Source organism: Aeromonas sp. FDAARGOS 1407 (assembly GCF_019048725.1).
Classification (GTDB): Bacteria; Pseudomonadota; Gammaproteobacteria; order Enterobacterales; family Aeromonadaceae; genus Aeromonas; species Aeromonas enteropelogenes.
In genome coordinates this window covers 3,082,843-3,096,952 of sequence record NZ_CP077399.1, presented here as the reverse complement: position 1 = coordinate 3,096,952, position 14,110 = coordinate 3,082,843, and the positions used below count along the sequence as shown (strand labels likewise).

The following is a 14,110-nucleotide window of genomic DNA, read 5'->3' as shown; positions in this document are numbered from 1 at the left end:
CGCATAAAAAAAGAGATGGCCATCAGGCCATCTCTTCATTGTGCCGTTTAATTGAGGGGAATGGTACCGTCCATCACCTTGTAGAAGGCCAGCACGGCAAACCCGAGCAGGGCCGCCGTCATCCCCTGCTCCAGCCGGTTGAGGCTGCGCAGGGCATGGTGCTGACGGGCTTTCCAGTAGATGAAGATACCCGGGCTGTAGAGCAGCGCCACCAGCAGCAGGTACTCCACCCCGGCGGCATAGACCAGCCAGCAGCCGTATACGGTAGCGACCAGCGCCAGCAACATGTCACGATTGCGCTGATGAGGCTGGCCCTCGTAGGTCTCGCCCTTGAGTGCCAGCTTGAGGCCATAAGCACCGGAGAAGACATAAGGCACCAGAGCGGCCGACGTGGCGATGTTGACCAGCGCCAGATAGGTACTGCTCTGGAAGTAGATGATGATGAGGAAGATCTGCACCAGACAGGTGGAGCACCAGAGCGACACCTGGGGTGAGCCGTTTTTGTTCTCCTTGGCGAACCAGGCCGGGAACACGCCGGTCTTGCCCGCGATGTAGGGCACTTCGGCCGCCAGCACGGTCCAGCTCAGCAGCGCCCCCATCACGGAGATCACCAAACCGATGTTGATGAGCCAGGCACCCCAGGGACCGACGACTGCTTCCAGGATCATGGCGGTGGACGGGTTCTTGAGCTGGGCCAGTTGGGGCTGGTTCATCACCCCCAGGGAGAACAGTGTCACCATCACGTAGAGCGCCAGGGCACCAAGCAGCGCCAGCACGGTGGCGCGCCCCACATCCTTGCGATGGCGGGCACGGGCGGAAACCACCACGGCCCCCTCGATCCCGATGAAGACCCAGAGGGTGACCTTCATGGTCGATTTGACCTGCTCCATCACTGAACCCAGCTCGGGATTGCCCTGCCCCCAGATATCCAGGTTGAAGGTATCCAGATTGAAAGCCAGCAAAATGGCGACGCAGAACACGATGAGGGGCACCATCTTGGCGATGGTGGTCACGATATTGACCAGCGCGGCAACTTGGATCCCGCGCAGCACCAGAGCATGCACCGACCAGATCAGGATGGAAGCGAGCGTGATGGCCAGCGGTGTGTTGCCGTCACCGAAGATGACGTTGTCCGGCGTATCGAAGAAGTAGCCGAGCGCACTGAATACCACAATGGCGTAGGAGACGTTGGCCAGCAGCTGGCAGAGCCAGTAGCCCCAGGCGGCGTTGAAGCCGATGAAATCACCGAAACCCGCCTTGGCGTAGCTGAAGATACCGCCATCGAGATCCGGGCGACGCATGGAGAGGTTCTGATAGACCAGCGCAAGACAGATCATGCCGATGCCCGTGATGGTCCAACCCAGGGCGACGGCCCCGGCACTGGCGTGGGCGGCGATGTTTTGTGGCAGACTGAAAACCCCGGCGCCGACCATGGAGCCGATCACCAGCGAAATGAGGGCGCCCAGCCCTAGTTTCTTGTCCATCTCAATCCTGTTTAATTAGGCGGCGGCAGAGCGTCCCTATTCATACTGCACGCGATATGGGAGGGGCGAGAAATCCATACCCCGTGAAAAAGGCGGCAACTATATTGCATGATTATTCCGGCCGCAATCCTTCGTGCCATCAATCATGCGCCACCTTGACCGCGCGCAATTTTACAGCACTGACCATGAGTGCCTGTGAGCTGAGTCAAATTAAGCAAGACCCATTGATATTTATGATAATTTGGCAAAACAAAAGGGACTCGAACTTATCTATTCAGCGGTATGCAGTCGCCTCGGTTTCGACCTGGCTGCATAAAAAATCCCCGGCTACCAGACCGGGGGTTTTTCTGCTCGCCGTTACAAACGCAGGCCGCCGTCGAGCTCGATCATCCGCCCCGACAAGTAGTCATTGGCGAGGATGAACTGCACCGTCTCGGCCAGCTGGCGCGCCTCTCCCAGTACACCGACCGGTATGGCCTGCTGCATGCGGGCCATCGCCTCCGGTTTCATCGCAGCCGTCATGTCGGTGGCAAATACCCCCGGGGCGATCCCCATCACCCGGATGCCGTGACGGGAGAGTTCCCGTGCCCAGGTCACCACCAGCGAGGCCACCCCCGCCTTGCTGGCGGCATAGTTGCTCTGGCCGATATTGCCGGCGCGGGCGATGGAGGAGATGTTGATGATGACGCCCCCCTGCCCTCCTTGCGCCATCAGGGCTGCCCCCTCACGCCCGCACAGGAAGGTGCCGGTCAGGTTGACGTCGATGACACTCTGCCACTGGCTCAAGCTCATCTTCTCCTGCAGTGCTCCCTCCTTTACCTTGATCAGCATGCCGTCCCGCAGGATGCCGGCGCAGTTGATGAGGCCATGCAAGACGCCGTATTGATCCTTGATCGCGGCAAAGGTCGCCTCCACCTCGGGTTCGCTCGCCACGTTGCAGACGAACAGGCCACACTGGCCATCCCGGCTGCGCAGTTCGGCCTCGGTCACCTCCAGATCGGCGCGGTTGACGTCGATAAGCGCCAACTGGGCACCTTGCTCTGCCAGACTCAGGGCGATGGCCCGGCCAAGTCCCCGTCCTGCCCCCGTGATGGCGATGACCTTCTGCTTGATGTCCATGCATGCTCCTTGTGTTGTCACTGGGTTATTCGGGTGATGGCAACGGCGCCGCTAGCTGTCTTGTTTTTTATCCAGATAAAGCTCGACGATGCTGGAAAAATCTCGCGTATCCTGCCCCTGCGTCGCATGCAGGTTGAACAGGTTGCGAGCGAGCGCCCCCATGGGCACGGCGCTATGGGCATGTTCGGCCAGGGCCATGGCCAGCCCCAGGTCCTTCACCATCAGCCGGGTCATAAAGCCCCCCTGATAGTTGCGGGAGGCCGGTGCGTTCTCCATCACCCCGGGCCAGGGGTTGTAGCGCTCCAGACTCCAGTTGTTGCCAGAACTCTTGCCCATGATGGTGGAAAGCACGCTAGGGTCCAGCCCCTCCTTCACCCCGAGGGCAAGGGCCTCGGCGGTGCCCGCCATGTGGATGGCGAGCAGCATGTTGTTGCACATCTTGGCGATCTGCCCCGCCCCGAGGGCACCGGCATAGAGCAGGTTCTGCCCCATGTGGGCGAGCACGGGTTTGGCGGCCTCAAAATCGGCAAACTCGCCCCCCACGATAAAGGTCAGCGTTCCGGCTGCCGCGCCTGCCACGCCCCCCGATACAGGGGCATCGATAAAGCGGATGCCGCGCGCCCTGGCCGCTTCCCCTACCTGGCGGGCAGAGGCCACATCTATGGTGGAGCAGTCGATGACCAGGGTGCCTGCCGGCAAGGCCGCCAGCAGATCCTGACCGCCCCCCTTTCCGGCATCTTCGCCAAGCCAGAGGGCCCGCACATGTTCCCCAGCAGGCAGCATGCTGATGACCACCTCGCAGTCGCTCACCGCCTCCCGGGCATCTGCGGCGGCGATGCAACCGGCGGCGATCGCCCGGGTCACGCTTTCGTGCACCAGATCAAACACCTGCACCCTGTGACCCGCCCGGGCCAGGTTGGCAGCCATGGGGCCCCCCATGTTGCCAAGTCCGATAAATCCAATCCTTGTCATCCTTTGCTCCTTGCGTTGTCCCTTGTCCGGCGCGCCTTCCCACTCTCTTAAGGCAGCAGGGGATTGGTCCCTTCTGGCCAGCGATAGAAGGCATCCAGCCACGCCTCCCCCGTTTGGGCTGGCTGCCAGCGGGGGGATTTGTCCTTGTCGATAAGTAGCGCCCGCACCCCTTCCACAAAATCTCCCTTGAGCACGCAGTTGACCGAGAGGATCAACTCATCGGCAAACACCTCGGCGAGCGACTGGCGGCGGGCCTGCCAATATTGGCGCCACAGGATGGCGCGACTGATGGGGCTGCCGCTGCGACAGGTATCGCGGGCCTTCGCCAGGCTCCCCTCACCGGACTCGAGATCGAAGCGGGCATCGAACAGGCGATCCAGTACCCCTTGCAGGGAGCGCCCCGCCAGCAGGGCATCAATTCTGGCTTGATGGGGCAAAACCACTGGCTCAGGCAGTGCGGCAAGCACCTCGCGATGCAGCCCTTGCAGCAGTTGATCGATCTGCTCGCGGGGATCCCTGGCTTGGGACCAGTCGAGGGCCGCGAGCCGGGGCAGTAGCGCCTCCCGCTCACGGCTGGCGATGGCGTGATCCGCGAGCCCCAGAGCAATGGCATCCTGGCCATTGAAGCGGGCGCCGGTGAGGCCGAGCCAGAGCCCGAGGCGCCCCGGCATCCGGCTCAAGAACCAGCTGGCCCCCACATCCGGATAGAGGCCGATGGTCACCTCCGGCATGGCGAACAGGCTCTTCTCGGTCACCACCCGAAAATCGGCGCCGGCAAAGAGGCCAATACCGCCCCCCATGCAGATGCCATCCGCCACGCAGACGAGTGGCTTGTCATAGCAGTGGATCAGGTGATCGAGCCGATACTCCTGCTCAAAAAAATCGCGGGCATAGCCAAACAGTGCCGACTCGCTCGCCTCCTGCTTGCGGTAATAAAAAGAGCGAATATCGCCGCCGGCGCAGAAGGCCTTCTCACCCGCCCCCTGCAGCAGGACGCAGACGATGGCGGGATCCTGCTGCCACTCTACGAGAGTACGCTGCAGGATCTGGATCATCTCAAGGCTTAACGCATTGAGCGAGGCGGGACTGTCGAGGGTCAACACACCAATCTGCCGACCATCGCTAGTGGGATAACAACTGACCTTGACCGGTTCACTCATGAAGGGCTCCATCTTGGGCATTGGGTGAAACGCTGGCAGAGGCACCGTAGTGCCAACGGGGCGGCCGTTTATCCAGGAAGGCAACGACCCCCTCACGCTGGTTGGCGTCGGCAAACAGCTCAAGAAACAGGCTGCGCTCAAGGGGCAGGGCTGCATCCCGGGGGCCGCTGCGCCCCTGATTGATGAGGGTCTTGCAGGCGCGCAGGGCGCTCGGGCTCTGACGTTCCACCAGCTGCGCCATCTGGTGGGCGGCTTCCCAGGCGTGGCCGGTTTTCACCACCTCCTCCACCAACCCCATCTCGTAGGCCAGGGTGGCATTGACCTTTTCGCCGCACAGGATCATCCGCTTGGCCCAGCCCGGCCCCACCAGCTCGGTGAGCCTCTGAGTGCCGCCGGCGCAGGGCAACAAGCCCACCGAGGCCTCTGGCAACCCCAGCAGGGCCTGCTGCTCGGCGATGCGGATGTCGCAGGCCAGCGCCACCTCCAGCCCGCCTCCCATGGCATAGCCATTGATGGCGGCGATGCTGACGCCGTGGAACCGGGTCAGTGCCTCAAACGCCTTGCCAAACGCCTCGGCCACCTCGCGGGCATGCTCCACATTGCCGTCGGCAAACATCTTGAGATCGGCGCCAGCGCAGAAAAACTTGTCTCCCGCCCCGCGGATCACCAGGGCCACCACATCGGGACGGCTATCGAGCTCCACCATCATCTGCAAGAAGGCCTGCAGGCTGGCGAGGGTCCAGGTGTTGGCGGGGGGGTGATCCAGGGTGATGTAGGCGACGTGGCCATGATATTCGAGCCTGATCCTTGTCATTGCGTTGTCCTTGTCAAAAAGCCTGTCCCATGATGACAGGGTTGCATGGCACCAAACCGGGTCTGGTTCACAAAGCGATCCCGCACACCGGGAGCATGCCCGTCACCCCAGCGCCAGACCGGCGTCTGCCAGCAGACGGCGGGCGATGATGAGCCGCATCACTTCGTTGGTCCCTTCCAGAATGCGGTGTACCCGGGTATCACGCAGGTAGCGTTCCAGCGGATACTCGCGGATATAACCATAGCCGCCAAAGAGTTGCAGAGCCTCGTCGCAGACCCGGTAGCCCACATCGGTGGCAAAGCGCTTGGCCATGGCGCACCAGGCGCTCTTGTCCGGACTGCTCCGATCCAGCTTGTCGGCGGCCTGGCGCACCATCAAGCGGGCGGCGGCCAGTTCGGTGGCCATGTCGGCCAGACGAAACTGCACACTCTGAAATTCGCTGATCGGACGCCCGAATTGCTGGCGCTGCTGGACATAGGCCAGTGCGCCATCGAGGGCCTGCTGGGCGGTGCCCACCGAACAGGTGGCGATATTGATGCGTCCGCCATCAAGGGCCTGCATGGCGAACTTGAAGCCTTCCCCCTCTTGGCCCAGCCGGTAGCTGGCGGGGATGTGCACGCCGTTGAAGGCCACCTCACGGGTCGGCTGGCTGTTCCAGCCCATCTTCTCCTCCGCCTTGCCATAACTTACCCCGGGCGTGTCCGCCGGTACCATAAAGGCGGAGATCCCCCCCGCCCCCTCGCTGCCGGTGCGCGCCATCACCACCAGCACATCCGTGCTGCCCGCCCCCGAGATAAACACCTTGTTGCCCTCAATGAGATAGCAATCCCCATCGCGCACGGCCCGGGTCTTGAGGGCTGCGGCATCGGAGCCCGCCCCCGGCTCGGTGAGACAATAAGAACCCAGCAGCTCGCCGCTGGCGAGCCTGGGTACCCACACCTCGGCGACATCGGCTGGTAGCCAGTTGCCCAGCATCCAGCTCACCATGTTGTGGATGGTGAGATAAGCCGTGGTGGAGGTGCACCCCATAGCGAGACGCTCGAAAATAAGGCTGGCATCGAGCCGTGAGAGCGCGAGACCGCCATATTGCTCCTGGGTGTAGAGGCCGCAAAAACCCAGCTCCGCCGCCTGCTTGATGGTGGGGATGGGGAATTCGTGCTCCCGATCCCAGCGGGCGGCATGGGGTTTGAGCGCCTCGTTGGCAAAGGCGGTCGCCGCCTCGACATAGGCCTGCTGATCGTCTGTCAGGGTAAAGTCCATCTGCTGTTTGCACTCCCTTTCACGTTCTTGATGGGCACGACCGGCCATGGCCCGCCACTATCCGTTCATCCATCCGGCACGCGCTCCCGACCAGAAAGGCCAGCAGGTTTGCCGTCGCCCGGATTGGATTTTACCTTAGACTAACAATTGATTTACGTTTACGCTAACGTAAACTTAGACACAAATGGACTGACCAGTCTGGCGCTGCCACTCCCGGGGAGCCACACCAGCAGACCAGTTTACCCACCGAAGGAGAGCAAGGATGCATGCAGTGATGGATGAGACCCTCTGCGCCCTGACCGAGCAGGTCGCGGCCTTCTGCCAGAAAGTGATCGCGCCGCGGGCCGGCGAGATCGATCAGAGCAACGCCTTTCCGCGCGATCTCTGGCCCCTGATGGGGGAGCTGGGGCTGCACGGCATCACGGTTGCAGAGGAGTATGACGGGGTGAACCTCGGCTATCTCGCCCATGTGCTGGTGATGGAGCAGGTGAGCCGCGCCAGCGCCTCGGTCGGTCTCTCCTACGGCGCCCACTCCAACCTCTGCATCAACCAGATCCACCGCCACGGCACCCCTGATCAGAAGGCGCGCTACCTGCCTGATCTGGTCAGCGGCAAGCATGTGGGGGCGCTGGCCATGAGCGAGCCGGGAGCCGGCTCCGACGTGGTCAGCATGCGCCTCACAGCCGAGCGCGATGGCGATCACTTCGTGCTCAATGGCAACAAGATGTGGATCACCAACGGCCCGGATGCCGATACCTTCGTCATCTATGCCAAGACGGATGCCAGCGCCGGGCCCAAGGGTATCTCCGCCTTTATCGTCGAAGCGGGGACTCCCGGTTTTTCCACCGCCCAGAAGCTCGACAAGCTCGGCATGCGCGGCTCCAGCACCTGTGAGCTGGTGTTCGACAGCTGCCGGGTGCCGCAGGAAAACCTGCTGGGCCCCTTGCACGGAGGGGTCAAGGTGCTGATGAGCGGCCTCGACTACGAGCGGGTGGTGCTGGCGGCCGGCCCCCTTGGCATCATGCAGGCCTGCATGGACGTGGTGCTGCCCTATGTGCGCGAGCGCAAACAGTTCGGCCAGCCCATCGGCGAGTTTCAGCTGGTGCAGGGAAAATTGGCCGACATGTATACCCGCCTGGCCAGCAGTCGGGCCCTGGTCTACTCAGTGGCGAGCGCCTGCGACGCCGGTCATACCAGTCGCAAGGATTGCGCCGCCGCCATCCTGTTTGCCGCCGAAAACGCCACCCAGATGGCGCTCGATGCCATCCAGCTGCTGGGGGGCAACGGTTACATCAACGAATACCCCACCGGCCGCCTGCTGCGGGACGCCAAGCTCTATGAAATTGGCGCCGGCACCTCGGAAATTCGCCGCTGGCTCATCGGTCGCGAGCTGATGGGAGACAACGCATGAACCGCCTCGCTCCAGCCACAGCCATCGGCAGTCACTTGCAACTGGGAGCAGACGCATGAGCAGACTTCACTCCCGCCTCGATACGGCAAGCCCGGAATATGCGTCCAATCGGGCCGCCATGCAGGCGCTGGTAGACGACCTCAATGCCCGCCTGGACGAAATAGCCCAGGGCGGCGGCGCCACCAACAATGCCCGTCATCAGGCCCGCGGCAAGCTGCTGCCCCGCGAGCGCATCAATCAATTGCTGGACCCGGGCTCCCCCTTTCTCGAGCTCTCTGCGCTGGCAGGCTGGCAGGTCTATGACGAGCCGGTGCCCGCCGCCGGCATCATCACCGGCATCGGGCTCATCTCGGGCAGGCTCTGCATGCTGGTGGTGAACGATGCCACCGTGAAGGGGGGCACCTACTACCCGCTCACGGTGAAAAAGCACCTGAGGGCCCAGGCTATCGCCGAGCGGCTGCACCTGCCCTGCCTCTATCTGGTGGATTCCGGCGGCGCCTTTCTGCCGATGCAGGACGAGGTTTTTCCCGACCGGGACCATTTTGGTCGCATCTTCTACAACCAGGCCCGCATGTCGGCCCAGAACATCCCCCAGCTGGCGGTGGTGATGGGGCTCTGCACCGCAGGCGGCGCCTATGTGCCCGCCATGGCGGACGAGTCCATCATGGTCAAGGAACAGGCCACCATCTTTCTGGCGGGCCCGCCGCTGGTCAAGGCGGCGACCGGCGAGGAGATCAGTGCAGAAGCCCTCGGTGGCGCCGAGGTGCACTGCGCCCACTCAGGCGTCGCCGATCACCTGGCCCGGGATGATGCCCATGCGCTGGCCATCGCCCGCACCCTGGTTTGCAACCTGGGGGCGAGCGTTTCGGGCGAAGACCCGTTTCCGGTGTCGGGTATCGCTTCGCGCTCCCCAACCTTTGAAGAACCCGGCTATCCGGTTGAGGAGTTATACGGCTTGGTGGGCACCAGCCTCAAGCGTCCTTACGATGCCCGCGAGCTCATTGCCCGCCTGGTGGATGGCTCCGAGTTTGACGAGTTCAAGGCACTGTTCGGCACAACCCTGGTGACCGGCTTTGCCCGGATTGCAGGCATGAAGGCGGGGATCCTAGCCAACAACGGCGTGTTGCACAGCGACAGCGCCCAGAAAGGGGCCCACTTCATCCAGCTTTGCAACCGGCGCGCCATCCCGCTGCTCTTCCTGCAGAACATCACCGGGTTTATGGTAGGGAGCACAGCGGAAAAAGAGGGGATCGCCAAACATGGCGCCAAGCTGGTCACCGCCGTGGCCTGCAGCCGGGTGCCCAAGATCACCCTGATCGTCGGCGGCAGCTTTGGCGCCGGCAACTACGGCATGTGTGGTCGCGCCTATGAGCCAGACTTTCTCTTTAGCTGGCCCAACAGTCGCATCTCGGTGATGGGAGGCGAGCAGGCCGCCGGGGTGCTGGTGCAGGTGCGCCGGGACAAGCTGGCCGCAGAAGGAAAAACCCTGGGCGAGCAGGAGGCTGCCGCCATCCGCGCCCCGGTGATCGACCAGTATGAACGACAGGGCCACCCCTATTACGCCAGCGCCCGCCTGTGGGATGACGGCGTCATCGACCCCGCCCAGAGCCGCACCGTGCTGGCGCTGGCACTGGCTGCCTGCCAGGGGGCTGGGACGGGCCCGGAACAGTACGGCATCTTCCGGATGTAAGGAGTTCGACATGTCCGACCCAATCTGCAATGACCCCCTGGCCGGTTTTCGCCTGGAGCGGCACGGCCCGCTGATCGAGCTGATCCTGGCGCGTCCGGCCCGCCACAACGCCTTTGATGACGATCTCATGCTGGGTCTGCTCGACTGCCTCGACGATCTGGCCCATCGCCACGGGCAATCCCTCGCCGAGCGACCTCACGCCCTGATCCTGCGGGCGGAGGGCAAACATTTTTGCGCCGGCGCCGATCTCAACTGGATGCGCAATCTGGCCCATGCCGATTTCGAGCACAACCGGGAGGATGCCCGGGTGCTGGCGCGACTGATGCAAACCCTGGACGAGCTCCCCTTCCCCACCATCGCCCTGGTGCAGGGTGCCGCCTACGGCGGGGCGCTCGGCCTTATCTGCGCCTGCGACCTGGTGCTGGCGAGCGACGATGCCCGCTTCTGCCTCTCCGAGGTAAGCCTGGGGCTGGTGCCTGCGGTGATCAGTCCCTACGTGGTACGCGCCATGGGGATGCGCCAAGCCCGCGCCTACATGCTGAGTGCCGAACCGTTCGATGCCATCACCGCCTGCCGGCTCAATGTGGTGCACCGGCTCAGCAAACCGGAACAACTGTTGCACGACGGGCGGGCTCTGGCCCTGCGGCTGTGTCGCAACGGTCCGGAGGCGATGAAGGAGACCAAGCGACTGCTGGCCGCCATCGAACACCACGCGCCTGCGCTTCATGAAGAGAGAACCGTCGAGACCATCGCCCGAGTGCGGGTCGGCCTCGAGGCCCAGGAGGGGATGCAGGCCTTCTTCGACAAACGCCCCCCCGCCTGGCGTCCCCGTTTCAAGGATGAGACATGACTCATATCAGCCCCATCAAACGACTGCTCATCGCCAATCGCGGTGAAATCGCAGTGCGCATCATCAAGACCGCCCGCCGGCTCGGCATCCATACCATCGCCCTCTACTCGGATGCAGATACCCGCGCCATGCATGTGCGCGAAGCCGACGAAGCCTGGCATCTGGGGCCAGCACCTGCTCGCGAAAGCTACCTCGACACCGCCAAAGTGCTGCGCATCGCCAAAGAGGCCAACGCTGATGCCATTCATCCGGGCTACGGTTTTTTGTCAGAGAACAGCGACTTTGCCCACGCCTGCGAACAGCAAAACCTGCGCTTTATTGGGCCAAGCGGCGACGCCATCCTCGCCATGGGCGACAAATCCGGCGCCAAGGCGCTGATGCAGGCGGCAGGCGTGCCCGTGCTGCCGGGCTACCACGGCGCGGACCAGTCACCCGAGGTGTTGCGCGAGCAGGCACGACTGACCGGCTTTCCGCTCCTTATCAAGGCGGCCAGCGGCGGCGGCGGCAAGGGGATGCGTCGGGTCGAGCAGATAGAGACCTTTGACGAGTCGCTGGCGGCGGTGAAACGGGAAGCATTGGCCGCCTTCGGCGATGATACCGTGCTCCTTGAGCGCTATCTGGCCAAGGCCCGCCATGTGGAGGTGCAGGTGTTTGCCGACAGCCTTGGCAATGCCATCTATCTGGGGGACAGGGACTGCTCCTTGCAGCGCCGCCACCAGAAAGTCATTGAAGAGGCTCCCGCCCCCGACATCTCCCCTTCCCTGCGCCGCGCCATGGGCGAGGCGGCCGTGGCTGCCGCCCGGGCCATCGATTACCGGGGCGCCGGCACCATCGAGTTTCTGCTGTGCGGGGAGGAGTTCTTCTTTATGGAAATGAACACCCGATTGCAGGTAGAGCATCCGGTGACCGAGTGCATCACCGGCCAGGATCTGGTGGCCTGGCAACTGGCGGTAGCCGAGGGGAAAGCGCTGCCGCTCACCCAGGAGGAGGTGCGCTTGCAAGGCCACGCGGTGGAGGCGCGCCTCTACGCCGAGGATGTGGCAGCCGGTTTTTTGCCCGCCAGCGGCCCCATCGAGTGGCTCAACTGTCCGGACGGGGTACGCATCGACACCGGCGTTGCCGCCGGCGATGCGGTGAGCCCCTATTACGACCCCATGATCGCCAAGCTGATCGCCCACGGCCAGAGCCGCGCCGAGGCTTTTGCCAGCCTGGCCGACGCCCTGGCGGCGCTGGAGCTGGGTCCTCTGGTGCACAATGGCTCTCTGCTGCTGCGCCTGTGTGAAGAGCCCGAGGTGCTGACAATGTGCCACCACACCCAGTGGCCCATTCCGACCGAGTCACGGGTCATTCCAGAGCTCGCCTGGCCGCTCGCCACTCTCTGGCTCGCCAGTCGCCCCACCGGCCCCTCGCACTGGCAACAGGCCGTCGGCTTTCGTCTGGGACAGACCAAAAGCTTTACGGCGGCGGTGCGAATTGGCGAGGAGGCCAAGGTCGTGACCCTGCATGAGCGTGCGGGCACCTTGTTCTGGCAAGAGGAACCACATGCCTATGAGGTGGGCGCCGATCATATCCGTCTGCAGCAAGGGGGGAGCTGGCAGCGTTATCCCATCCATTCGCTGACCGGGGGCGATTATGTGCTGCAGCTGGCCGGTCAACGCATTCGCTTCTCGGCCGATGATCAACGCCACCAGCACCACCATGATCAGGGAGCCGACGCCACCAGGGGCGCGATTGCCCCCATGCACGGCATCGTGGTGGCGCTGCAAGTCGAGGCAGGCCAGCACGTCAATAAGGGGCAGCCCCTGCTGGTGCTGGAGGCGATGAAGATGGAGCATGTCTTGCGGGCAGATAGGGACGGGATGATCGAGGCCCTGCAGTGCAAGCAGGGGGAGCAAGTGAGCCAGGGAGCCATGCTGGTACGATTTGCCGGGGATCAGTCAACGGACAGTCAGGAGAGCAGTCGATGACGAGGGAACATGACGTGAGGGACGACAGGGTCAGCCTGGTGGAGATGGGGCCGCGGGACGGTCTGCAGAATGAAGCCAATACCCTGTCCCTGGTGCAGCGGCTGGAGCTTATCCAGCGGCTGGCCGAGAGCGGCCTGCAACGGATCGAGGTGGGGGCCTTCGTCTCCCCGAAGAAGGTGCCCCAGATGGCGGACTCCGCCGCCCTGTTTGCGGCGCTGCCCCGCAAGGGCCCGACCCGCTATGGCGCCCTGGTACCCAACCTGCAGGGATTGCAGGCGGCCATTGCCGCCCGCGCCGACGAGATTGGCCTCTTCACCGCCTGCTCGGATGAATTTACCCGAGCCAATATCGGCATCAGCGTCGAGGAGTCGCTGGTGCGCTTCGCGCCCCTGGTGCAGGAGGCGCGCCAGCTTGGCATCAAGGTGCGCGGTTATCTCTCCACCGTGATCGCCTGCCCGTTCGACGGCCCCACCCGACCAAAGCGAGTCGCGGCCATGGCCGAACGCCTGCTGGATCTCGGCTGTCACGAGATATCCCTGGGCGACACCATAGGCGTCGGCACCCCGGGCACGGTTGCCCCCATGCTGGATGCGGTACTGCACGAGATCCCGGCTGGCCGGCTCGCGGTGCATTTTCACGACACCTATGGCCAGGGGCTGGCCAACCTGCTGCCAGCGCTGGAGCGCGGCATCCGCACTATCGACTGCTCGGTCGCCGGGCTCGGCGGTTGCCCCTATGCCCCCGGCGCCTCCGGCAACGTCGCCTCGGAGGAGGTGGTCTATCTGCTGCACGGCCTTGGCATGAGTACCGGGGTGGATCTCGACAAGCTGGCCGCCACCGGTCAGTGGGTGAGCGAGCGGCTCGGTCGCCCCAACGGCTCCCGGGTCGGTCAGGCCCTCCATGCCAATGCCGAGCGGTTGCGAGCACGACTTTGCCAGCCATCCCCTCACTAACTGGAGTCCATCACCATGGCCAATGCCCTGCCCGGCAAGGAGATCACCTACAGCATCTCCGAGCTGGCCCACGAATTTGACATTACGCCGCGCACCATCCGCTACTACGAAGATGAAGGGCTGCTCACCCCGACCCGGGAGGGACAAGCCCGCATCTACCGCCACAAGGACAAGATCCGCCTGAAGCTGACCCTGCGTGGCAAGCGGCTGGGCTTTACGCTGGCGGAGATCCGCGAGCTGTTCGACATGTATGACACCGACCGCTCGAGCAAAAACCAGCTCCACTCCATGATCCAGCTGATCGATTCCAGGCGCCAGGTACTGCGCCAGCAGCTCGAAGATATCCAGATGGTGATGGCCGAGCTGGACGCGGCCGAGCAGCGCTGCGTTAATTCCCTTAACGGCTTGAAAACCAGCGCAGATTAACCGA

12 protein-coding genes are annotated in these 14,110 nt (G+C 63.6%); 6 read left to right on the top strand and 6 right to left on the bottom strand.

Annotated elements, in window-relative coordinates; translation table 11 throughout:
- Positions 1–47: 47 nt before the first annotated feature.
- From arcD to I6L37_RS14645, 6 genes are all read right to left on the bottom strand, one after another.
- Entirely contained in the window at positions 48–1,484 is a 1,437-nt protein-coding gene (arcD, locus tag I6L37_RS14670; protein ID WP_026458072.1) for an arginine-ornithine antiporter, read from the bottom strand.
- A gap of 357 nt (positions 1,485–1,841) precedes the next feature.
- Entirely contained in the window at positions 1,842–2,603 is a 762-nt protein-coding gene (locus I6L37_RS14665; protein WP_216992229.1) for an SDR family oxidoreductase, read from the bottom strand.
- A gap of 51 nt (positions 2,604–2,654) precedes the next feature.
- On the bottom strand, positions 2,655–3,575 hold the full coding sequence (gene mmsB / locus I6L37_RS14660) for a 3-hydroxyisobutyrate dehydrogenase (RefSeq protein WP_216992228.1): 921 nt from the start codon (positions 3,573–3,575) through the stop codon (positions 2,655–2,657).
- Positions 3,576–3,622: 47 nt separating this feature from the next.
- Positions 3,623–4,735 (bottom strand): enoyl-CoA hydratase/isomerase family protein, encoded by a 1,113-nt coding sequence (locus I6L37_RS14655; RefSeq protein ID WP_216992227.1) that lies wholly within the window; start codon positions 4,733–4,735, stop codon positions 3,623–3,625.
- Positions 4,728–5,549, bottom strand: a complete 822-nt coding sequence (locus tag I6L37_RS14650; protein WP_216992226.1) for an enoyl-CoA hydratase — start codon at positions 5,547–5,549, stop codon at positions 4,728–4,730. Before I6L37_RS14650 ends, I6L37_RS14655 begins: the two co-directional genes overlap by 8 nt.
- A gap of 102 nt (positions 5,550–5,651) precedes the next feature.
- A complete protein-coding gene (locus I6L37_RS14645; RefSeq protein ID WP_216992225.1) occupies positions 5,652–6,809 on the bottom strand; it encodes an acyl-CoA dehydrogenase family protein in 1,158 nt (385 codons plus the stop codon).
- Positions 6,810–7,071: 262 nt separating this feature from the next.
- On the opposite strand from I6L37_RS14645, the gene I6L37_RS14640 reads away from it, so the two are divergent.
- Genes I6L37_RS14640 through I6L37_RS14615 form a run of 6 tightly spaced genes read left to right on the top strand, consistent with a single transcriptional unit; the run spans position 7,072 to position 14,106 of the window.
- Positions 7,072–8,220 carry an isovaleryl-CoA dehydrogenase gene (locus tag I6L37_RS14640; protein ID WP_216992224.1) on the top strand — a complete coding sequence of 383 codons (1,149 nt, stop codon included), beginning with the start codon at positions 7,072–7,074 and terminating at the stop codon, positions 8,218–8,220.
- A 55-nt stretch (positions 8,221–8,275) separates the two neighbouring features.
- Positions 8,276–9,910: a carboxyl transferase domain-containing protein gene (locus tag I6L37_RS14635; RefSeq protein ID WP_216992223.1), complete on the top strand. Its 1,635-nt coding sequence runs from the start codon at positions 8,276–8,278 to the stop codon at positions 9,908–9,910.
- A gap of 10 nt (positions 9,911–9,920) precedes the next feature.
- Positions 9,921–10,760 (top strand): enoyl-CoA hydratase-related protein, encoded by an 840-nt coding sequence (locus I6L37_RS14630; RefSeq protein ID WP_042029139.1) that lies wholly within the window; start codon positions 9,921–9,923, stop codon positions 10,758–10,760.
- Positions 10,757–12,727 (top strand): biotin carboxylase N-terminal domain-containing protein, encoded by a 1,971-nt coding sequence (locus I6L37_RS14625; protein WP_216992222.1) that lies wholly within the window; start codon positions 10,757–10,759, stop codon positions 12,725–12,727. Before I6L37_RS14630 ends, I6L37_RS14625 begins: the two co-directional genes overlap by 4 nt.
- Positions 12,724–13,680 carry a hydroxymethylglutaryl-CoA lyase gene (locus I6L37_RS14620; RefSeq protein WP_216992221.1) on the top strand — a complete coding sequence of 319 codons (957 nt, stop codon included), beginning with the start codon at positions 12,724–12,726 and terminating at the stop codon, positions 13,678–13,680. Before I6L37_RS14625 ends, I6L37_RS14620 begins: the two co-directional genes overlap by 4 nt.
- A gap of 15 nt (positions 13,681–13,695) precedes the next feature.
- On the top strand, positions 13,696–14,106 hold the full coding sequence (locus tag I6L37_RS14615) for a MerR family DNA-binding transcriptional regulator (RefSeq protein WP_042029143.1): 411 nt from the start codon (positions 13,696–13,698) through the stop codon (positions 14,104–14,106).
- Positions 14,107–14,110 lie beyond the last annotated feature (4 nt).

What these genes read in the sequence shown, in the direction of transcription:
- I6L37_RS14630 (WP_042029139.1), top strand. Translation starts at nt 9,921, where the DNA reads ATGTCCGACCCAATCTGCAATGACCCCCTGGCCGGTTTTCGCCTGGAG.
- I6L37_RS14625 (WP_216992222.1), top strand. Translation starts at nt 10,757, where the DNA reads ATGACTCATATCAGCCCCATCAAACGACTGCTCATCGCCAATCGCGGT.
- I6L37_RS14640 (WP_216992224.1), top strand. Translation starts at nt 7,072, where the DNA reads ATGCATGCAGTGATGGATGAGACCCTCTGCGCCCTGACCGAGCAGGTC.
- I6L37_RS14655 (WP_216992227.1), bottom strand. Translation starts at nt 4,735, where the DNA reads ATGAGTGAACCGGTCAAGGTCAGTTGTTATCCCACTAGCGATGGTCGG.
- I6L37_RS14635 (WP_216992223.1), top strand. Translation starts at nt 8,276, where the DNA reads ATGAGCAGACTTCACTCCCGCCTCGATACGGCAAGCCCGGAATATGCG.
- I6L37_RS14645 (WP_216992225.1), bottom strand. Translation starts at nt 6,809, where the DNA reads ATGGACTTTACCCTGACAGACGATCAGCAGGCCTATGTCGAGGCGGCG.
- I6L37_RS14650 (WP_216992226.1), bottom strand. Translation starts at nt 5,549, where the DNA reads ATGACAAGGATCAGGCTCGAATATCATGGCCACGTCGCCTACATCACC.
- arcD (WP_026458072.1), bottom strand. Translation starts at nt 1,484, where the DNA reads ATGGACAAGAAACTAGGGCTGGGCGCCCTCATTTCGCTGGTGATCGGC.
- I6L37_RS14620 (WP_216992221.1), top strand. Translation starts at nt 12,724, where the DNA reads ATGACGAGGGAACATGACGTGAGGGACGACAGGGTCAGCCTGGTGGAG.
- mmsB (WP_216992228.1), bottom strand. Translation starts at nt 3,575, where the DNA reads ATGACAAGGATTGGATTTATCGGACTTGGCAACATGGGGGGCCCCATG.
- I6L37_RS14665 (WP_216992229.1), bottom strand. Translation starts at nt 2,603, where the DNA reads ATGGACATCAAGCAGAAGGTCATCGCCATCACGGGGGCAGGACGGGGA.
- I6L37_RS14615 (WP_042029143.1), top strand. Translation starts at nt 13,696, where the DNA reads ATGGCCAATGCCCTGCCCGGCAAGGAGATCACCTACAGCATCTCCGAG.